Source organism: Paenibacillus roseus, from assembly GCF_016424485.1.
Taxonomy (GTDB): domain Bacteria; phylum Bacillota; class Bacilli; order Paenibacillales; family Paenibacillaceae; genus Paenibacillus_D; species Paenibacillus_D roseus.
Genome location: NZ_JAELUP010000001.1, coordinates 13,298 through 33,500 on the forward strand (window position 1 = coordinate 13,298; position 20,203 = coordinate 33,500).

The 20,203-nt window shown below is 47.4% G+C and carries 16 protein-coding genes, 1 tRNA gene and 1 pseudogene; 12 read left to right on the forward strand and 6 right to left on the reverse strand.

Features of this window, described 5'->3' with window-relative positions; all coding sequences use genetic code 11:
* Positions 1–30 precede the first annotated feature (30 nt).
* Together JFN88_RS00070 and JFN88_RS00075 are read right to left on the reverse strand one after the other, a co-directional pair.
* A tRNA-Ala gene (locus JFN88_RS00070) sits at positions 31–106 on the reverse strand.
* Positions 107–420: 314 nt separating this feature from the next.
* Positions 421–1,484, reverse strand: a protein-coding gene (locus JFN88_RS00075) for an IS3 family transposase (RefSeq protein WP_199017247.1) whose coding sequence is annotated in 2 segments (ribosomal slippage) — positions 421–1,283 and positions 1,283–1,484 — 1,065 coding nt in all. Because the reading frame shifts where the segments join, the coding sequence is not laid out codon by codon here.
* Positions 1,485–1,571: 87 nt separating this feature from the next.
* Here JFN88_RS00075 and JFN88_RS00080 point away from each other — a divergent pair.
* Positions 1,572–2,694 (forward strand): annotated as a pseudogene (locus JFN88_RS00080) (IS3 family transposase).
* Between the two features lie 98 nt (positions 2,695–2,792).
* Here JFN88_RS00080 and JFN88_RS00085 read toward each other — a convergent pair.
* Genes JFN88_RS00085 through JFN88_RS00095 form a run of 3 tightly spaced genes read right to left on the reverse strand, consistent with a single transcriptional unit; the run spans position 2,793 to position 4,660 of the window.
* On the reverse strand, positions 2,793–3,158 hold the full coding sequence (locus JFN88_RS00085) for a GntR family transcriptional regulator (protein ID WP_199017248.1): 366 nt from the start codon (positions 3,156–3,158) through the stop codon (positions 2,793–2,795).
* Position 3,159: 1 nt separating this feature from the next.
* Entirely contained in the window at positions 3,160–3,813 is a 654-nt protein-coding gene (locus tag JFN88_RS00090) for an ABC-2 transporter permease (RefSeq protein ID WP_199017249.1), read from the reverse strand.
* Positions 3,806–4,660, reverse strand: a complete 855-nt coding sequence (locus JFN88_RS00095; protein ID WP_199017250.1) for an ABC transporter ATP-binding protein — start codon at positions 4,658–4,660, stop codon at positions 3,806–3,808. Before JFN88_RS00095 ends, JFN88_RS00090 begins: the two co-directional genes overlap by 8 nt.
* 218 nt (positions 4,661–4,878) lie before the next feature.
* On the opposite strand from JFN88_RS00095, the gene JFN88_RS00100 reads away from it, so the two are divergent.
* The 4 genes from JFN88_RS00100 to JFN88_RS00115 all read left to right on the forward strand — a co-directional run bounded on the left by JFN88_RS00100 (position 4,879) and on the right by JFN88_RS00115 (position 10,115).
* Complete coding sequence (locus JFN88_RS00100; protein WP_199017251.1) at positions 4,879–6,138, forward strand: MFS transporter; 1,260 nt, start codon at positions 4,879–4,881, stop codon at positions 6,136–6,138.
* 174 nt (positions 6,139–6,312) lie between these two features.
* Complete coding sequence (locus JFN88_RS00105) at positions 6,313–6,747, forward strand: hypothetical protein (protein ID WP_199017252.1); 435 nt, start codon at positions 6,313–6,315, stop codon at positions 6,745–6,747.
* A gap of 270 nt (positions 6,748–7,017) precedes the next feature.
* Entirely contained in the window at positions 7,018–8,937 is a 1,920-nt protein-coding gene (locus JFN88_RS00110) for a 3'-5' exonuclease (protein ID WP_199017253.1), read from the forward strand.
* 47 nt (positions 8,938–8,984) lie between these two features.
* A complete protein-coding gene (locus tag JFN88_RS00115) occupies positions 8,985–10,115 on the forward strand; it encodes an NAD(P)/FAD-dependent oxidoreductase (protein WP_199017254.1) in 1,131 nt (376 codons plus the stop codon).
* Positions 10,116–10,431: 316 nt separating this feature from the next.
* Here JFN88_RS00115 and JFN88_RS00120 read toward each other — a convergent pair whose 3' ends face one another.
* Entirely contained in the window at positions 10,432–11,319 is an 888-nt protein-coding gene (locus tag JFN88_RS00120; RefSeq protein WP_199017255.1) for a fructose bisphosphate aldolase, read from the reverse strand.
* Between the two features lie 218 nt (positions 11,320–11,537).
* Between JFN88_RS00120 and JFN88_RS00125 the strand changes: the two genes are divergently transcribed.
* From JFN88_RS00125 to JFN88_RS00155, 7 genes are all read left to right on the forward strand, one after another.
* The gene (locus tag JFN88_RS00125) at positions 11,538–12,095 is read left to right on the forward strand and encodes a DEAD/DEAH box helicase family protein (RefSeq protein ID WP_199017256.1); all 558 of its coding nucleotides are present in this window, start codon (positions 11,538–11,540) and stop codon (positions 12,093–12,095) included.
* Positions 12,096–12,449: 354 nt separating this feature from the next.
* Positions 12,450–13,709 (forward strand): tyrosine--tRNA ligase, encoded by a 1,260-nt coding sequence (gene tyrS, locus JFN88_RS00130; RefSeq protein ID WP_199017257.1) that lies wholly within the window; start codon positions 12,450–12,452, stop codon positions 13,707–13,709.
* 240 nt (positions 13,710–13,949) lie between these two features.
* Positions 13,950–14,885: a M15 family metallopeptidase gene (locus JFN88_RS00135; protein WP_199017258.1), complete on the forward strand. Its 936-nt coding sequence runs from the start codon at positions 13,950–13,952 to the stop codon at positions 14,883–14,885.
* Between the two features lie 147 nt (positions 14,886–15,032).
* The gene (locus tag JFN88_RS00140) at positions 15,033–15,728 is read left to right on the forward strand and encodes a response regulator transcription factor (protein WP_199017259.1); all 696 of its coding nucleotides are present in this window, start codon (positions 15,033–15,035) and stop codon (positions 15,726–15,728) included.
* Complete coding sequence (locus JFN88_RS00145) at positions 15,721–16,830, forward strand: HAMP domain-containing sensor histidine kinase (protein WP_199017260.1); 1,110 nt, start codon at positions 15,721–15,723, stop codon at positions 16,828–16,830. The genes JFN88_RS00140 and JFN88_RS00145 overlap by 8 nt, the downstream gene beginning before the upstream one ends.
* A 37-nt stretch (positions 16,831–16,867) precedes the next feature.
* Positions 16,868–18,715 (forward strand): sensor histidine kinase, encoded by a 1,848-nt coding sequence (locus tag JFN88_RS00150; protein ID WP_199017261.1) that lies wholly within the window; start codon positions 16,868–16,870, stop codon positions 18,713–18,715.
* Between the two features lie 320 nt (positions 18,716–19,035).
* Positions 19,036–20,178, forward strand: a complete 1,143-nt coding sequence (locus JFN88_RS00155; RefSeq protein ID WP_199017262.1) for a response regulator — start codon at positions 19,036–19,038, stop codon at positions 20,176–20,178.
* The last annotated feature ends 25 nt before the right edge of the window (positions 20,179–20,203 follow it).

Below are 20,203 nucleotides of genomic sequence, written 5' to 3' on the forward strand. Positions count from 1 at the left end.
AACGGCATCTCTGCCGTTTGTGTGTGATATTGGTGGAGCCAAGGGGGATCGAACCCCTGACCTCATCGCTGCCAGCGATGCGCTCTCCCAGCTGAGCTATGGCCCCGTTTCAATTAAGTATCGCTATCAGCGACAATAAAGATCATACCATGATGAGAAAAAAGTTGTCAACCCTTTGTTATAAATTTTTTAGCTCAAAACCAAAATTAGTGGTTGCCCTCTAGAAGGAGGGAACGCTGCGTGGCAGAGGATTCCTCCGATCGCTGTTAAAGCCCGATTCCTTGATTTGATGCAGGTTAGCAGGGGGAATCGGGCTTTAAAGCATTCCTGTATTCCCTTAATTTTGGACTTTGAAATAAATCGAGCACCCCTTTAAGATGAAGGTGTCGTCTGGATTGTCAACACAAAACTGAACAACTTTTATAAGGGCATGCTCCTGGCTTCAACAGGAGTCAGATAATCGAGTGTGCCAATTCTGTGGTAATTAAACCAATGAACGTAATCGTGAAGTTCAACGTTAAGTTGCTCTGCTGTGAGGAAGTGGGCTTGGTTCGCGAATTCTGTCTTGAAGATTTTAAATGTTGCTTCTGCAACGGCATTATCATAAGGACAGCCTTTTCGGCTAAGGGAACGGGTGACACCAAACGTTGTCAACGCTTTAGAAATCAGCTTGTTATCAAACTCTTTGCCACGGTCCGTATGAAACATTTGAATCCGATCTAACCGCACAGAGATGCTTGCTATGGCGCTGTAAACCAGCTCTGCTGTTTTGTTGGGACCGCTGCTGTACCCAATAATTTCACGATTAAAGAGGTCCACAAATAAGCATACATAATGCCATTTACCCGCTACGCGTACGTACGTCAAATCGCTGACGACGACAGCGAAAGGCTCATCTTGATCAAATTCGCGTTGAAGCTCATTCTTTACAACAACTTCATTCGAATCGCTCTTAACAGGCTTGTACTGCGCTACCGTGTAGTTGGATACCAGACCATATTTACTCATGATCTGACCGATCTTACGGCGCGAGACTAACCGATTTCGCTTGCCTAATTCTACTTTGATTTTTCTTGTCCCGTAGTTGTTCCGGCTAGCTTCGAAGATATCCACAACCGCTTCTTCTACTTGCTGTTCCTCCTCGTTAGCAGCGGGCTCAGGCTTGTAGTAATACGTGCTCCGTGGTAGTTGCAGGACTTTGCACATTGCTGATACCGAGTACTTGTGTGCATTATTGCGAATCACATTTACTTTCGTCCCATGATCAGCGCGGCTTGCTTTAAAATGTCATTCTCCATCTTGAGACGTTGATTTTCCTTACGCAAAGCTAGTAGTTCATTTTCTTCGTCGGTTCGGTTCGCCTTCTCTGTAAAAGAGCCAGACGCTTGGCTTTGCGTGATCCAACGATCTAGGGCAGATGCACTAAGATCATATTCACGAACAATGCTCGCTCTTGTCTTTCCATTCTCATAAAGCTTCACCATCTGAAGTTGAATCGGCTACACTAAGTTGGACAATAAAAATGAGGGCTTGTAGAATAGACCTATCATGTTAAGGAGCGGATCTCTACAATGCCAAAACAAGAACGACGTAGCTTTACCTCAGAATTTAAAAGACAGATGGTGCAGCTCTATGAAAACGGGAAGTCCAGGGCAGCCATTGTGGAGGAATATGACCTCACAGCTTCTGCTTTAGACCGCTGGATCAACCAAGCTCAGACAACGGGTTCCTTCAAGGAGAAGGACAATCGTTCGCCAGAAGAAGAGGAACTTATGGCTTTACGAAAAGAGAACCAGCGTCTGAAAATGGAGAATGACATTTTAAAGCAAGCCTCGCTGATCATGGGACGAAAGTAGCTATCATCCAGAACAACCGTGATACATACTCGGTATCCGCAATGTGCGACGTCCTGCAAATCGCAAGAAGTACGTTTTATTACGAAGCGAAAGAGTTACGGAAAGAAGATGAGTTAACGGAAGCGATTGTGGAGATCTTCAACAAGAATCGAAAAGCCTATGGTACACGAAAGATTAAAACCAAACTCCAGGACCAAGAGCTCATTGTCTCCAGACGTCGTATTGGCCGAATCATGCAAGAGCAGGGTCTGGTCTCCACCTATACCATCGCTCAGTATAAGCCCCATAAAACGGCCTGTAATGAGGCGACAACGACGAATGTGTTGGATCGTGAGTTTGAGCAGAGCGAAGCCAAACGCTTCGTCGTAAGCGATCTGACGTATGTGAAGGTCCAACACCAGTGGCATTACGTTTGTGTGCTCATCGATCTGTTTAATCGAGAGATCATCGGTCACAGTGCCGGTCCAAATAAGGACGCTTCTCTGGTCTCACGCGCCTTTGCTATGGTGCAAGGAGATTTGAGCCAAATCCAGTGGTTCCATACGGACCGCGGCAGTGAGTTTAAAAACTAAAAAAAATGGACGAGCTCCTGGAAACCTTTGAAATCAGCCGATTGCTAAGCAGGAAAGGTTGTCCTTATGACAACGCCGTGGCTGAAGCCACTTACAAAGTCATGAAAACGGAGTTCATCAATCAAATGACCTTCCAAAGCCTTGATCACCTGGAGTTGGAACTCTACGACTACGTCAACTGGTTTAACAAGCATCGGATTCACGGATCATTGGGATACATGACGCCTGTTCAGTATCGCCAAGCAGCCCTTAAAAAAATTGTCTAATTTACTGTTGACAATCCTATGTCAACCACTAATTTTTAGGTTGAGCCAAATTTTTTAAAGGAAACTTAGCCATTGTTTAACATCACCATGCCAACATCTCAATAAACACGCTTTAGCAGCTCAAAGGCTTCCTCCAGAGTAAGGCCAAAAGATTTGTAATAGGAAGTATCAAGAACCATCTGCTTCAAAATCATTTCGTTGCGTTTTTGCAGCATTTCGTCTTTGGAGAGGGCGGCTACAAAACATCCTTTGCCGGTTACCGTATAAATCAAGCCATGCCGTTCAAGTTCTTCCCAGGCTTTTTTGACAGTAATAATACTGACGCGAAGCTCGGTTGCCGCTTGCCGTATCGGGGGCAAACAATAGCCATCTTCCAGTTCGCCTTTAAGAATTTGTGCGCTGATTTGCTCAAAGAGCTGCTGATAAATCGGTGTGTCCGATGTATTTGAAATCGCGATGTTCATATTATAATTCCACTTTCTGAAACCGTTTAATGGCAATATAATAAGCGATTATCGTCAATAGTGCAAATATCGCAATGCCAATGATCAGGATAGGAAGGTGAAGGGCCAGATTACCGGACTCCGCTCCTTTAAAAATATCAAACACGACCGAATTTTGTATGCCGAGCCATTCCGCTCCGCCTGCAAACAGCATGGCAACTGTAATGGCTATTACTGTCGCAGCGCCATATTTATACGCCGTTTTGTAATACATGGAAATAAAAACGAGGTTAAACAGCGCAAGCATAATAAAGCTTAGTCCCCAAAAGCCCCAGGATGGTTTGAAGAAATAGTAAATTAAATTCGGATATAAGCGAAGGCTAATGATGCCGTATAGCATGGCCACGACGATATGCATTAACTCCAGAATGACAATCACGGATATTCTTGCCTTTACAATGTCTCTCTTGGTTACAGGCATCATGCTGGTAAATATCAAGTCATTCTGTGTTTTATACCCCGCAAACATATTAGGTATCGTAATAAAACAAAAGTAGAGGGTGACAAGAAAATATAGCCATCCGGGAATGAGCATCAAGGCGCCTGTCAGGAAAGGCAGGACGTAAAAGAAGGGACTCACGCCTAGCTTCAGTTCTTTCATCACTAAATTAACCATGTAAATCCTCCTTCTTTGCGAAATAGATCATAATTTCTTCAAGACTGGGGACGCTTGCTTTTATTTGTAAAGAGGAATCAAAATCTCTCGTATGGATCAAGCCTGTAAAGCCAAAGGAATTCTTTTTATAGGCAATTAACTGGTGTTGGATCAAAGGAAATTGGCTCTCTTTTCCGTTTAGCAGGCGATAGTTGTCAATAAATTCTTCTTTTTCAGCACTATTAACGATTTGTCCGTTATGAATATAAGTAATATAATCTGCGCATTTTTCCAAATCCGATGTAATATGGGTTGAAAAGAGAATGCTAACGTCACCATCCTGTACAAGCTCCTGAAAGATATTCAACAGATTGTCTCTCGCCACCGGATCAAGTCCGCTTGTCGGCTCATCAAGAATAAGGAGTTTGGCGCCGTGGGATAACGCGATGGCCAATCTGTACTTTACTTTCATTCCGGTAGATAATTCTGCAATTTTTTTGTTTTCATTCAAATTGAATCTTTTTAGATAATTGTAATAGGCTTCATCGTCCCAATTGCGGTAAAATTTTTTGATGACATTCGTTAAGGCTTTGATTTTGCAGCGAGAATAGAAATCGATGTCTCCAAATGCAGAGCCAATCTCTTGTTTTAATTCGACCTCGTGTTTGAGCAGCTCCTTGCCGAGAATATAGATCTCGCCGCTATCCAGATGTATTAAATTCAAGATGGTTTTGATGGCGGTCGTTTTTCCGGCGCCGTTGGCCCCGATAAACCCCATAATATAGCCCTTCTCCAGTTGAAAAGAAACATCTTTCAATTGAAAGTGGGCATAATTTTTGCTTATATTCCTGACATCCAGCGCGAGCATTAGCCAATCCCTCCTTATATTGTGCATGTTGTATATGCACAATATAACACTGAAGCAATTTTAATGTCAATTAATAATTCCACTCCGGTCTGGCTCGCAGGCACGTACTTTGTTTGGTATAATAATTCTGCTTGCAATAAAGGGCTTTTCAGACATGAGCAACAGTATGTTGCTTTTCGTTTGAATAGTAGATGTTGAAGTGGAAAGGATTAAATAAGATGTCTGAAACACAAATCGCAGATTATAAGAACAAGCATTGGAAAAAAAATATTATTCTCTTTTTAAGCAGTCAGACGCTGTCGCTGTTCGGTTCCTCCCTGGTTCAGTATTCCATTATGTGGCATATTACCATTTCCACACAATCGGGCATGATGATGATGCTGTACATTATATGCGGGTTCATCCCGACGTTTCTGTTATCGCCGTTTGCAGGCGTCTGGGCGGATCGCTTCAACCGAAAAATGCTCATCATGATTGCTGATGGCATGATCGCACTGGTCACGCTGTTTTTGGCTGTTACCTTCTTGCTCGGCTACGATGAGGTATGGCTGCTCTTTGCCATCTCGGCCGTACGCGCGCTTGGGGCGGGTGTTCAAACGCCCGCGGTGGGAGCAATCTTGCCGCAGATCGTCCCTGAGGATAAACTGACCAGAGTGAACGGCATTAACGGGAGCTTGCAGGCGCTTATGATGTTTGTTGCGCCAATCATCAGCGCGACACTGCTTACGGTGGCAACGATTGAAATCATATTTTTTATTGACGTCGTAACAGCTGCCATCGCCATATCCGTCTTGTTTATCTTTCTCAAAATTCCGTTGCACAAGAAAGCGGCGGATACGCAAACAACAGGCTATCTGGCTGATTTCAAACAGGGCCTGGCCTATATTAATCAACATGCCTTTTTAAAGTCGTTCTTTATTTTTTTCGCTTTTCTCTTCGTGCTGATGGCGCCGGCGGCCTTCTTGACGCCGCTTCAAGTGACGCGAAGCTTCGGAGAGGACTACTGGCGGCTGACGGCAATCGAAATCGCTTTTTCCGTCGGAATGATGGCAGGCGGGGCGATTATCGCTTCGTGGGGCGGACTTAAAAACAGAGTGTATACGATGGCGCTCGCCAGTCTCGTTATGGGCGTGTGTACGCTGGCTCTCGGACTTGCGTCTGTTTTCTGGATTTACTTGCTCATCATGGCGGTGTTCGGGGTTGCAATGCCTCTGTTTAATACGCCGACGACCGTGTTGCTGCAGGAGAAGGTAGACCCGAACTTTATGGGCCGCATTTTCGGCGTCTTCGGGATGATTTCGACGTCTATGATGCCGATGGGGATGCTCATTTTCGGACCTCTGGCGGATGTGGTCGAGATCGAATGGCTGCTTGTCGGGACCGGGCTGTTTACCCTTGTTTTGACGGTATTTTTTGTCCGCAACAAGCGGCTGATCGAAGCGGGTAATCCTTTGCCGGATAAAGCGGTCGAGCCGTAACCGTCTCTGGCAGCTTCCGCACATCGCAGGAATCAGGATGAAACAGGCTGGAAAAGCTGGTTCATCCTGATTTTTTTCAACCTGAAAATCAGCACATACCGCAAACAAATAGTTGAAATCGCAAGATGTTTGGTATTTAATATAAAAAGATTAACAGGGAGAGGGAGTATACAGATGACCGTACAAGAAAAGGTTCGCTTGTCCCAATGGGATGCGCTGCTGCTGGAGGGACTTCGGGCAACAGGCCTGTCCAATGAAGAAATGCTGTCCAAGATTAAGACGGGTGAGCTCCCGCAGGATGAATCGGATTTCCACTTTGATTACCAGGTGCTTGCACAATTGGCTGCACAGGATTCGCGGCTTGTAGAACGCGCAATTCTGGAAGGTTATCAAATCAAGTACAATACGGTGGGCGGTATCAACTCCTGGATTCGGGTAGCACTGGGCAAGCCAGCCGAAATTTCTCGGGAAGAGGGCAATTCAGGCGTGACGGCTTCACTTCAAGAATCTGAGCGCAAACAACTGGAGTCCGTTTTGTCTTATGGCTGGAAAATTGTTGACCTGAGCGAAGGAACTTGCAGGATTGTTCCATTGTCTCAGGAAAAATGAAGAGCCTTGCATAATCCTCACCCAAACGGCAGAAATGCCGTTTTTTTGATCAAATTTGTCGATTTAGGTCCTATTTTGATGAAAAAACGTTCCATTTTCTCAACCCCATATTCCTATATTTCCCTGTAAATAGTACAATGTAGAAAGTGAGGCATAGATCTTAAGACCTGAGACTTTATACATTGTGCGCCTCACTCAATATTTCCCCGGATTCCGGAAGCACCGGATCGGATGCGATGGAACCGTGGTTCACGGAGTGTGAATTTATTTATGGCATATATGATTCCTGAGACCCTTCCTAAAAAATGCACTGCAGGAGAGCGGTTATTTTTTCATACGTTAAAAGATCATTTACCCGACGATTACATTGTCTACTACGAACCGGAAATCGGCGGCCGCAAGCCGGATTACGTCGTAATCGGGCCTGACTTGGGTATGCTCGTACTTGAGATCAAGGATTATACGGAAAGTACACTGTATGAGCTGTTCCCCAATGAATGGCGTATTTACAATACACAGGGAGAGTTGAATACAGTCAAAAATCCGCTGCATCAAGCGCGGGACAATGCTTTTCGTATTGCAGACAAGCTGAAAAAAGACAAAAACCTGCTGCAAACAGGCGCTTTTCACGGTCATCTCAAATTCCGCTTCGGTTATGGTGTTGTGTTCACCCGGCTGAAGGAAATGCATATCGTCAAGCATGAGCTTCATCGGGTTATCGAGCCTCAGTTTATGTTGACGCGTGATGATATTGATGCAGAAGACGATGATGTTTCCGGTGATGCGTTGATTGAACGGCTGCTTGGCATGTTTACGGTTCCTTTCCGCAGCGAACAGCTTCTTTCCGATGCGGATATTAAGGCGATTCGCTATCATTTATTCCCGGAAGTGCGCATCAGCGCAGAGTTCAAGGAACCTGTCTATTACAATGATCAACTGCTCTTATCCTTACATAATTTACAAGCGATGGACCTGCATCAGGAGTCGCTGGCCCGTCAGCTTGGCGATAAAAATCGGCTCATCCGCGGTGTAGCAGGGAGCGGTAAAACACTGATTCTTTCTGCCCGTGCCCGCATGCTCGCCAAGGATCACCCCCACTGGAAAATACTTGTTCTTTGTTATGGAATATCTTTATCGTGTGTGCTGCGGAGCATGATTGACAACATGATGGAGGAGCCTGAGGACCTGTTTGATTTTGTGCAAATCAATAGTGAGCAGGAGGATGCCGGGAAGCTTAAAAAGCATCATATTGAGACATCTACGTTTCATGAATGGCTCTGGCATACGATGCGAATTAAAGATGATGCAATTGACAATTTACTGCAAAAGATTGACCAAAAAGAAGCAATCTTGCCGAAGTACGACGCCATTCTGATTGATGAAGGTCAGGACTTTGAGCCAGCTTGGCTGGAGTTGTTAAGCAAAGTGCTAAATCCGGATACCCAATCCTTGTTGTTGGTCGAAGATAAGGCGCAAAACATTTTCAAACGGAAAACTAGCCTTGCTGCAAGCACAGGGCTTGATTTTCGCGGACGCTCCAAAATTTTAAGCATTAATTACCGCAATACAGCGCAAATTGTGAATTTTGCCTGGGATTTTTATCGTACGTATTCCAGCTTGCGCGATCGGGTCAAAGAAGGGACAACAGTAGAAGGCGTGGAAATTATTCCGCCTCAAAGTACCAAGCGCAAAGGGCCTGATCCAGTCATTCAAGCTTGTAAAAGCTTTGACGAAGAAGCGGCCTGGGTAGCGGAAAACATCCTTAAATTGCACCGTGAGCACAAGGTGGCTTTTTCGGATATCGCGATTCTGTACCGGGTCAAGAACCGTTATTCGTATTCCTATATTGATCAGCTCAAAAAAGAGTTGAATAAACATGGCATTCCATTCAACTGGTTTGCTGAAAGCAACGCTACCAAACGCTCCTATGACAGGGATCAGGCTACCGTGAAAATATCTACTGTCGATAGCTCCAAGGGACTGGATTTTAAAGCAGTATTTATTGTTAATGTCGAGAGTATGCCTTTTTCACTGGAAGAAAACGTCGAACAGGAAGTTTCCCGTTTTTATATCGCAATGACCCGTGCGATGTATTGGCTGTACTTAAGCTATAGCAAACCGCAAGGCTTTGCGGCATGGCTGCTGGAGAAATCGGATCAGACGGTTTCGCTTCCGCTGCAAAGAAGCTAAAATGTCAGTAGGAAGTTTTAACGAGGTCAGCAGGAAGGAAGCAGTACATGAAGAAAGTAATTGTAATTGGAGCAGGTATTCTGGGGGCTTCGACAGCTTATCAGCTAGCAAAAATGGGAGCACAGGTCACTATTATTGATCGCAAAGATCAAGGTCAGGCTACAGATGCCGCTGCGGGCATCCTCTGTCCCTGGCTGTCCCAGCGGCGGAACCAGTCCTGGTACCGGCTTGCCAAAGCGGGCGCCCGCTTTTACCCGGAGTTGATAGCAGAGCTTCAAAGCGAGGGAGAGACAGATACAGGCTATGCCAGAGTTGGCGCGCTTCATATTCATGAGGATGCGGGCAAAATTGAAAATATGGAGAAGAGGGCACAGTTGCGTTATCCCGATGCCCCTGAGATCGGTGAAATTACCCGGCTTGATCAGCAGGAGACACATCGGCGTTTTCCTTTGTTGGCAGAGGGTTATGAAGCTGTTCATATTAGCGGTGCCGCTCGCGTGGACGGCCGTGCGCTGCGGGATGCGCTGATCCGGTCCGCCCAACGACACGGCGCTGTCCTCATTCAGGGAGAAGCAAGGATTGCATATGAGGGAAATCGTGTAAAAGGTGCGATTGTTGGCACAGCAAACATCCCGGCAGATGAGGTCATTGTGTGTGCCGGGGCATGGGCAAAGCAACTGCTGGAGCATGTGGGCATTCATTTTCAGGTTTCCTATCAGAAAGCACAAATTATTCACTTGCAGGCTCCCGGCAGTGAGGATACAGGGAGGTGGCCTGTCGTCATGCCGCCATCGGATCAATATATGATCGCATTCGAGCAGCAGAAGATTGTGATCGGGGCGACCCATGAAAATGACGTTGAGGGGTATGATACCCGAGCAACAGCGGGCGGGATTCGGGAAGTGCTGGATAAAGGATTACGCTTCGCTCCTGCGTTAGCAGATGGTACTTTTCAGGAAGTGAGGGTCGGTTTCCGGCCGTTTACACCGGGTTTTCTGCCCGTGATCGGCGCAATTCCAGGGTGGACAGGCCTTCTGGCTGCCAACGGTCTTGGCGCATCCGGTTTGACGACGGGTCCTTTTATCGGATATCAGCTTGCAAAGCTGGCGCTCGGCATGGAACTGGATATTGAGATCAGCGATTATGATATTCGGAATGCATTGGACGGAGATATATAAGTTTAACGAATGAAAGTTGAGCAAGGGCCTGCCTCCGTGTGAAAGGTTCTTCCGATCGCTGTTGTTCCCGGATTTCTTGAATGAATCGTAATGGAAGTGGAAATCAGGGAACAAAGGCGAGCGCTTCGCTTCTCCAGAATCCTTCACACTCCGGCTACCCTACGTTACATTAGTTCAACTGATATAGATTGGGAACTAGAAGCCATTAATAAAGGAAAGTTCTTGGAATTTCAAAAAAAAGACCCTGGGTTTGCTTGAAAACAAAACCAGGGCCTTTCTGTGTTATACAAACAATAATGCTTTCCTGAAAATCTTTTTATGTGATGGACGCTTCATAAATGTCTTGAATGGATTGGGAAAGGGCAGCATTGAATGTCTCATCGGTCTGATCTGCGCTCAACCCTTCGGCTAGGGCACGAGAGAAGCTGGCAATTAGTCCGTGATTGCGGGCTAGTCTTTCATTAGCTTCCGTCTGCGGATATCCACCGGATAAAGCTACAACTCGGATTACATGCGGATGACCCAGTAAATCCTGGTAGAAATTATCCTCGGTTGGTATGGCAAGCTTCAGTATAATGTTCACATCCTGATCCAAGGCTGACAGCTGCGCCAAAATTTCATCCTTCAAAAGGTTCTCGGACGCCACTTTATCCTTGCTATTAATATCAACTTCCGGTTCAATAATCGGAACAAGTCCTGCTGCTGCAATCTGTTTGCCAATGGCAAACTGCTGCTCCACGACCTTCTTGATGCCCGCCGGATTCGCTTCTTTAATTACCGAACGCATCTTCGTGCCGAAGACATGGCGTTCAACCGCTCGCTTCAGCAAGTCATCCAGGCCCGGAATCGGCTTTAAAAGCTGTACACCGTCTTCTTGCTCGGCAAGTCCTTGATCCACTTTCAGAAAGGTTGCAATGCCTTTTTTCTCCCACAGATAATCGGCTGTAAACTGCCCGTCAATGGTACGGTCCATCGTATTCTCGAACAAAATGGCTCCCAGAATCGAGCGGGAATCAAACGCAGGACTTTTAATAATCCGGGTTCTCATCTCATGAACGAGCTTGTACATATCTTCTTCAGTGGAGTAATGGTCTTCTGAAATCCCGTATTGCTGCAAGGCTTTAGGTGTGCTTCCGCCGCTCTGGTCCAGGGCGGCGATAAATCCTTTTCCCGTGCGGATTCGTTCAAGCTTTTCATTGTTCATGATGCTCTTCCTCCCTTGAATGGATGTTGATAGCAATCTTGAATGTCTATAGTATAGCACCTTTTACCAAGTCCATGCATTTCTGCAGCAGGCGAGATTATGTCCGGAATTGCTGTGCGGCAGATTACTTTTAATAGTTATTCGGCTGTTTGCTCTTTTCCAAAATAAGGAATTATATTAATATAGCTAAAATAGGATCAAATGGGGGGATTGAGCAGATGAAATTTGTTCTGATCTTCGGGCCGCAGGCGGTTGGTAAAATGACGGTAGGGCATGAATTGGAAAACATAACGGAGCTAAAGCTGTTTCATAATCATGTCACAATTGAAATGCTTCATCCGTACTTTGGTTTCAGTCCGGAATCATGGCGATTGTCCAATTTATTTCGTACGGAAATACTGGAAGTTTCATCCAGCAGTGAAATGTATGGCATGATTTTTACTTATGTATGGGCGTTTAATATCCAATCTGATTGGGACTTCGTCAATAAAATTTGTCAAATCTTCGAGTCCAAGGGCGGGGACGTATATTTTATCGAACTGGAAGCAGATCTGGACACCAGACTGGTTCGGAATCATACGCCCCACAGACTTGAGCATAAGCCAACAAAAAGAAATCTCAAGCAATCTGAACATGACTTAAAATCATCGATGGACGAATATCGATTAAATTCATTCGAAAATGAAATAACGAGGGAGAATTATATCCGAATTAACAACACGAGTCTGACTGCAGCCCAAGTGGCTGAAATGATTAAAAAACAGTTCTTTTTGTGAGTTGACATTCGAATTGGATTTTCCTATACTGTCTATAACTTGATAAGCATTTATGCGTTGAAAGAGCCCAGTAGCGAGCCTGGTCCCTGTTGCAGAAAGCCGGGGGGTGATGAAACCCGGTACACACCAAGCATGCGAATTACACTCTCGAGTATCCCGGGTAATGCCGGGCGTAATGGTGAACGATACATCGCCAAGAGTGGCGTCGTAGCGTGCGGGCAGGAACCGCCGTTAGGATGCAAGCTGGGTGGTAACACGGTTATCCAATCGTCCCTGTGTCTATATAGACCAGGGGCGATTTTTTGTGTTCAGGCTTCCGCAATAACAAGTGAAAATAAAGGAGAGTCATGACAAGTGAACATTATCGACGAACTTGAATGGCGTGACGCCATTAATCAGCAGACGGATGCCGAAGGGCTCCGGGATTTAGCAAATGAAAAGCCGGTGTCCCTCTACTGTGGCGTAGACCCGACTGGCGACAGCATGCACATCGGCCACCTCATTCCATTCATGGTGCTGAAGCGGTTCCAGCTTGCCGGACATCGTCCGGTCATTCTGATCGGCGGTGCAACCGGAACAATCGGTGATCCAAGCGGCCGCCAGTCCGAGCGCTCGCTGCAAACCCTGGAGCAGGTCCAGGCCAACGTTGAGGCGCTGATTGTCCAAATGAAGAAGCTGTTCGTAACTGAAGGCGACAACCAGATTCGCCTGGTGAACAATTACGACTGGACACACAAGATTAACGTCATCGACTTCTTGCGCGATTACGGCAAAAACTTCAGCATCAATTCCATGCTGGCCAAGGATGTTGTGGCAAGCAGGCTGGATAGCGGAATTTCTTACACTGAATTCTCGTACCAGATTTTGCAGTCTCTGGACTTCCATCATTTGTACCAGCATGAGGATGTTCAGCTGCAAATTGGCGGCTCCGATCAGTGGGGCAACATTACGAGCGGTCTGGACCTGATTCGCCGCAAGGAGGGCTCCGAGGCCAAAGCATTCGGCCTGACAATCCCGCTGATGCTCAAAGCCGATGGCACCAAATTTGGCAAGACGGCAGGGGGAGCGATCTGGCTCGACCCAGAGAAAACGACGCCATACGAGTTCTACCAGTTCTGGGCGAACACCGATGACCGTGACGTTGTGAAATACTTGAAGTACTTCACCTTTCTGTCCAAGGAGCAGATCGACGAGTTGGCTCAGAAGGTGGAAACCGAGCCGCACAAGCGTGAAGCGCAAAAAGCGCTGGCGGAGGAAATGACCCGCTTCGTGCATAGCGAAGAGTTGCTGGAACAGGCGAAGCGCATTACAGCTGCTCTGTTCAGTGGAGATATTAAATCTTTGACTGCTGACGAGATCGAGCAGGGATTTAAGGAAATGCCGACATTCGAAGCATCCAGAGAGCCGAAAAATATCGTTGACTGGCTGGTTGAGCTTGGCATCGAACCGTCCAAACGCCAGGCCCGTGAGGATATTACGAAGGGCGCTATCTCCATGAACGGCGATAAGGTGACCGAACTGGATCTGGAAGTATCGGCTGATCACGCAATCGGCGGACGTTTCATCATCATCCGTAAAGGAAAGAAAAATTACAGCCTGGTGAAAATTTCCTAAGCAGCAATAAAAGTCAATGGTCAAAAAGCCAAGCCTCCGCATCTGGAAAAGGCTTGGCTTTTTGATATCGATCCCATGTCAATTTGCGCGCGGCAATCGGTGATCGTATAATTCACAGCATGGAAATAAAGCCGCATCCATTGAGGTTCACAGGGGAATTAAAAAAAACTTAATGTTTCCTTTCTTTCTTTTTAATGAGCGCCTCGTATCTTTAGTAAAAAAGGGAAGGAGGGACGGCTTGTGAAGAAGCTTATAGCAGGAATAGCTGTCCTGGTGTTAATCGGGTACGGTGTGTTTGAATATCAGCAGCGGCCAGCGGCTGTGGAAGATAAATGGGCGGATGTGCATCATGATCCGCGTCATGAGCAGGATAGTCGGAATGATGGTCAAGAGGGGCAAGATCAGCAAGGTCAGCAGGATCAGCCCGAAGAGCAAGCCAAGCTGACTATTTCATCTGACGAGGTGCGTAAGGGGAGTCTGCTGCTTATTAACCGGCAGTATCCGGTCTCAGAGGATGGCGTATTGCCGGAAATCGTGAGTTTATTTCAGCGCAAAGATTTGGTGAAGGGCTTCGGGATTTTGGACAACAGCGTCCAATTGCCGCTTGATCTGGTGCAAAAGTTTTCGGTGATCGTGGAATCAGCAAAAAACGATGGCGTCACTCATTTCCTGATTACTAGCGGTTACCGCGACAACGAACAGCAGCGGGAATTGTATGAGAAGATGGGAGCGGATTATGCAAATCCGGCGGGGCATAGCGAGCATAATCTTGGCTTATCGCTGGATATCGGGTCGACGGTCGGCATGATGAAGGATGCGCCAGAAGGCAAATGGCTGGAGCAGAATGCCTGGAAATACGGATTTGTTCTGCGATATCCCGAAGATAAGACAGATATTACTGGCGTCTTGTATGAGCCGTGGCACTTCCGTTATGTCGGGCTGCCGCACAGTGTAATTATGCAAGAGCACAGCTTTGTGCTGGAGCAGTATTTGGACTATTTGAAGGAACAACGGCAGATTACGGGGGCGATTGATGGGCAGACGTATTCCGTTTCTTTTTACCCGGTAATCGAGGGGCAGGATATTCAGGTTCCCCTGCCTGACCAATACGAGCTTTCAGGAAATAATATAGACGGAGTTATTTTGACGAGCTGGGATGCGAAAGTCCGCCGGTAAGGCAATCCGGATATTGTGGCGAGCGGCAAGCGGCAATCCGATTTGACGGGGAGGGCAGCCGAAGCTTCAAGCAAATTGGGTTAACCCGCTCCCGTGCAAATCTGATACAATAAGAGTCATGTGAATGTCAGGCAGGGAGTGTAGGCGATGAAGCAGATTACGATATTGATTGCAGACGATGATGCGGAAATTGCGGACTTGATCGAGCTGCATTTGGACAAGGAAGGGTACCTCTGTATCAAAGCTATGGATGGACAGGCTGCCGTCGATGCCGTCATCAAGTACCCGATTGACCTCGCGATTTTGGATATTATGATGCCCAGGCTGGATGGCTATGAAGTGACCAGACAAATCAGGGAAAAGCATCACATTCCGATTATTTTTTTGAGCGCAAAAAGCTCGGACCTCGATAAAATTACCGGCCTTGTACGCGGAGCCGATGACTATATGACCAAGCCATTCAACCCGATGGAGCTTGTGGCGCGGGTTAATGCCCAGCTTAGGCGTTCCTTGCAGTTCAGCCAGCCAGCCGCGATCGGCAAGCCTGTTGTAGCGGCGGGAGGAGTCATTATCAATTCGGAAGAACGGACTGTTCTGGTCAACGGAAATCCGATCGAACTGACGCCCAAGGAATTTGATATCCTGCATCTGCTTGCCAGTCACCCGAAGAAGGTATACAGCTCGGAGCATATTTTCCAGCAGGTATGGGGCGATTACTACTACGATAGCAACAATACCGTTATGGTACATATCCGTACGCTGCGCAAGAAGCTTGGCGATGATATGAATAAAAACAAGCTGATTAAAACCGTGTGGGGGGTGGGATATTCATTCCATGGCTAATATGATCCGGAGCTTCCGGTCCAAAATGATTTTGCTGTTTGGCCTTAGCATATTGTTTGCCGGGACCATTACATTCATCATTTACAAGGTTGCCCAGCTCTATTACTATACGACGAAGGCGGAAGACCCGTCGACGCAAATCCGCTATTTTATTCGGCAAGTTGGAGATGTCAATTTTTTTCTGATCATTTTTATTCCCCTTGCGATCTGGTTCTTCTTCCTGCTGACCAAACGGTATGCGTTCTATTTCCGCGAAATTTCAGGGGGCATTAATCAGCTAGCCTCCGGCAATTTTGATATCAAGCTTCCTATTCCATCCACAGACGAGTTCGGCGATATAGCCAGAGACATCAATCTGGCCGGCGAGAAGCTGCGTCAGGCGCTGGAGCGCGGAGACTTCGCCGAGAACAGCAAGGAGCAGCTCGTGCTGAACCTGGCGCATGATTTGCGTACCCCGCTGACGTCTGTCATTGGTTATCTGGATTTTATATTGAAGGACAATAATTTGACCTACGAACAGGTTCGGCATTATACGACCATTGCATATACCAAGTCACGGCGTCTGGAAGGGCTGATCGATGAACTGTTCGAGGTGACCCGCATGAACTACGGCAAACTGAGCATTGAGCGCCGGTCTGTTGATCTCAGTGAACTGCTGCTACAATTAAATGAAGAGCTTTTCCCGGTGTTGGATAGACATGGTCTCACTTCCCGCTTGTCCATTACGCCCGGCATGACCATCCATGGAGATGGCGAACTGTTGGCTCGTGTTTTCGAAAATTTGTTAAGCAATGCAGTCCATTACGGCAGAGAAGGCCAATATATTGATATTCATTGCTCCCCGGAGGGAGACGATGTTGTAGTACGAGTCATTAATTACGGCGACAGCATTTCTCCCGAAGATTTGCCCCATATCTTCGATATGTTCTATACCGGAGATAAAGCGCGAACCTACCACGAAGGCAGTACGGGGCTCGGTTTGTTTATTGCGAAAAATATTGTGGAGCAGCATCAGGGCGGCATCACAGCAGAGAGCAGCTTGATCCAAACGCATTTTGAGGTTCGCCTGCCGCGTGAGCTGCCTGATCCAATAGAGAGTTGAAAGCGGTTGACATCATTACATTCAGGGGGCAGCAGGCGTGGATACAAGACAATGGATGTCAATACTGCTTTTTATTTCGGCGGGGCTGATGGTGGCTGTTGCCTGCTTGTCCTACCGAAAGCGGCACCTGCCTGTTGCCAAAACGATGATTCTCATCATGCTGGGAGCAGCATGCTATGCATCTGGCTATGCACTGGAGCTATTGAGTCGAAGCTTGAATGAAGTCAAGCTGTCGCTGCACATTCAATATATAGGCATACCGTTTGTGACTACCCTTTGGCTATATCAGGTTATTCAATTTACCGGGACAGGCGCCCGTTACCGGAAGCGGCTGGCGCTTGCGCTATTTGTGGTTCCTTTTTCGGTTTTCTTTGCTCACTTGACGAATGACTGGCACCATCTTCTCTATGAAAGGTTTATTCCCAATGAGGCAGGGTTGATCCCCTTATATCTGACGGTCAAAGGACCTTGGTATTGGCTGCACACCGTATACAACTATTCGGCCTTGATCAGCGGAATTGTATTGTCTATTCAAATGTATCTACGCGCGCAGCCAATGGTTCGCAAGCAGATTTCCATCCTCCTGCTTGGGGCAGTTGCTCCCATGCTGCTGAACCTGTTCTTCTGGCTGGGCGTTACCGTCGATCTGACACCGTTCGGATTTGTTATATCGGGCGTTGCATATATGTGGGGAATTCTTCGCTACAATCTGCTCCGGTTAACGCCGCTTGCGCTGGCCAAAGTATTCGAGACGATCCGGGACGGGATCGTCCTCCTGGATTATGAGAACCGGATTGTAAGCTACAACCGAGCGGCTGAGACTGTTCTCCCCGAGCTTGAACGGACGAGGCGCCGATATCCTGTCCTTGCCGACGAGGTGTTGTCTGACCGCCCTGAGCTGATTGCCCGTATTCAGGCAGAAGGAACAGGGGATGTCCGTTTTCCATTCCAAAAGCGTGACGTGGACGGCATCAGTTACTATCATTGCAGTTTGTCATTTATCTTCGATACAGGAAGCATCCCGATCGGGAAGATGCTGATGTTCAATGATATTACAGAACTGAAAAATAACGAGGCCAGACTGCGCGAGACCGCCCGGCAGCTATCGGAGCTTAATGCGTTCAAGGACAAGCTGTTTACCGTTATGGCTCATGAAATCCGTGATCCGATTGCGCTGCTCGTCAGCCTGACCGAATTGCTTGGAGATGAGCTGTCCGATGCGGACAGTGAGCATGCCGAACTGTTGCGGGAGTTGAAGGGACAAGTACAGAGCACGTTTTACCTTGTCGATAACTTGCTTGACTGGTACCGCAGCCAAAAGGGGAAAGTCGCGTTTCGCCCGGCAGGGTGGAATTTGCAGCAGGTTGTCCGGCAGGCTTTGATGCTTGCGGGTACGAAGGCGGGTATGAAACAGATCCGGCTAACAGAGCAGATCGGAGAGCAGCTTGCCGTAATGGCGGATAAAGAGATGCTGGATCTCATCCTGCGGAATTTGCTCTCGAATGGGATCAAATATACGGGAATCGGCGGTGAAATCACCATCAGCGCCGAGTTGGAGAGTGAGAGCAATTTGGTCATTGTTCGCGTGCGCGACACCGGGGTAGGGATTGACGACCGAACAGCGGAAATGCTGCGTCTCGAGGAACCGTTCTATAAGATGAAGACGAATGATGATGATTCCACAGATACAAGATTCGGGCTGGTGCTGACCCGTGAGTTTGTCCGCATACACGGAGGTAGCCTTTGGTTTGACAGTGTGCCGGGAAAGGGTACGACCTTCTCCTTCACATTGCCAGGCTCTGACGGAGGGCAGCGTGATTATGAGTTCGGAGCGCCTGATGACCTGAACCGAAATGCAACTGTGCCTGGCCGAAATGCATCATAGCCGCAGGCAAAGTTTTCATTTCCCCGTGTCCTGCGAAAAATAACCTTCACTAACTCGCGCGGCCTCGTCCTGTGCGGGTTTTGATTGCTTGTTGCCCCCTTTTTCATTATTCTTTTATCTGCTCCCGGTACAGTAATAGATGAACTTTGTTCTTAGGGAATCCGTTTCCGCATTGCGGAATACATAGGGTCATCGGATGAAGGAGAATTAAGATAGAATGAAGCCATAAGTTTTGAATCTGCGTATAAGCTGAAGATATTGTCCGTTTTTTATATTGATGCTACGATGGGAAATATGTGGAGACGGGGAGGGAGAGGCGCTTGAAGGTTATTCTGGTAGATGATGAGCCGGCGATGCATTTGATCATGCGGAGGATGCTGAATAAGTTGTCCGGGGTAGAAGTATCCGCCGCGTTCACAGACACCGGGTCGGCGGCGGCGTACTTGCGGGAACATCACGATATTGCCCTTGCTTTCGTTGATATTTCGATGCCAGACGAAGATGGAATCTCGTTTGCTGCAAGGGGCGGTTCGGGAGAATTCAACGCTCAAATTGTTTTCGTCACCTCACACAAGGATTACGCCTTGCAAGCTTATGAACTGTCTGTCATCGACTATCTGGTCAAGCCGGTATCCCAGGAGCGTCTGGAGCGAACGGTGAACCGGATGCTTGCGGGAAGACAGGCGCTGCCGCAGTCCGGGTTGCAAAAATCCGAAGGGAATACAGCGGCTGCTGCTGTGACCATGCTTGGAGATGTATTCGTACAAAGCGGAGCGGGCCGCGTGAAATGGATCTCCCGCAAAAGCGCCGAGCTGTTCGCTTATCTGCTGCTGTACAAGGGCAAGCGTGTTCCACGTACTCGCTTGTTGGAGGATATTTTTGGCGGCATGACTCAGGTAAACGCCGAAAATTACTTGAATACATCCGTATACCAGCTTCGCAAATCATTGGAGCCGCTACAGCTTCGCGAGGCAGTCCACTCGATTAATGACGGCTACATGCTCGAACTGGAGGATGCGGTTATCGATTATGAGGAGTTTTTGTCCCGGGTGGAGCAAATGCGGCATATTGATCCGACGAATATTGAAGAAGCGCAGCATATCGAACGGATGTATACCGGCGAGCTATTCGGAGACAGAGCTTATGTATGGGCTATTATGGAGACAGAGCGTCTTGCGCGGCTGTATACCGCATTTGCATTAAGATTGGCGGAAACAATGCTTAACGTCAAGGATTTAGCGGGAGCATTGAAGCTGCTGCTCAAGCTGCATGGCCGCAATCCGCTGGAAGAATCCGCTATCCGCCTGCTGATGCAGGGCTATGTGCTGGCCGCTGACAAAAAAGCGTTGACAGCCCAGTACACCCGCTATGTCCGGCTGCTCTCCAAGGAGTTGGGCATTAAGCCGTCCCAAGAACTGGTGACGTATTATTATGCTCTCTTGAGCGGGCTGGAAAATAAATAGGGAGTGGCAGTGGGGTTTCTTACGA

Excerpts from the sequence above, each read along its gene's own strand:
- JFN88_RS00085 (WP_199017248.1), bottom strand. The coding sequence starts at position 3,158 with ATGAACATCGCGATTTCAAATACATCGGACACACCGATTTATCAGCAG.
- JFN88_RS00090 (WP_199017249.1), bottom strand. The coding sequence starts at position 3,813 with ATGGTTAATTTAGTGATGAAAGAACTGAAGCTAGGCGTGAGTCCCTTC.
- JFN88_RS00095 (WP_199017250.1), bottom strand. The coding sequence starts at position 4,660 with ATGCTCGCGCTGGATGTCAGGAATATAAGCAAAAATTATGCCCACTTT.
- JFN88_RS00100 (WP_199017251.1), top strand. The coding sequence starts at position 4,879 with ATGTCTGAAACACAAATCGCAGATTATAAGAACAAGCATTGGAAAAAA.
- JFN88_RS00105 (WP_199017252.1), top strand. The coding sequence starts at position 6,313 with ATGACCGTACAAGAAAAGGTTCGCTTGTCCCAATGGGATGCGCTGCTG.
- JFN88_RS00110 (WP_199017253.1), top strand. The coding sequence starts at position 7,018 with ATGGCATATATGATTCCTGAGACCCTTCCTAAAAAATGCACTGCAGGA.
- JFN88_RS00115 (WP_199017254.1), top strand. The coding sequence starts at position 8,985 with ATGAAGAAAGTAATTGTAATTGGAGCAGGTATTCTGGGGGCTTCGACA.
- JFN88_RS00120 (WP_199017255.1), bottom strand. The coding sequence starts at position 11,319 with ATGAACAATGAAAAGCTTGAACGAATCCGCACGGGAAAAGGATTTATC.
- JFN88_RS00125 (WP_199017256.1), top strand. The coding sequence starts at position 11,538 with ATGAAATTTGTTCTGATCTTCGGGCCGCAGGCGGTTGGTAAAATGACG.
- JFN88_RS00140 (WP_199017259.1), top strand. The coding sequence starts at position 15,033 with ATGAAGCAGATTACGATATTGATTGCAGACGATGATGCGGAAATTGCG.
- JFN88_RS00145 (WP_199017260.1), top strand. The coding sequence starts at position 15,721 with ATGGCTAATATGATCCGGAGCTTCCGGTCCAAAATGATTTTGCTGTTT.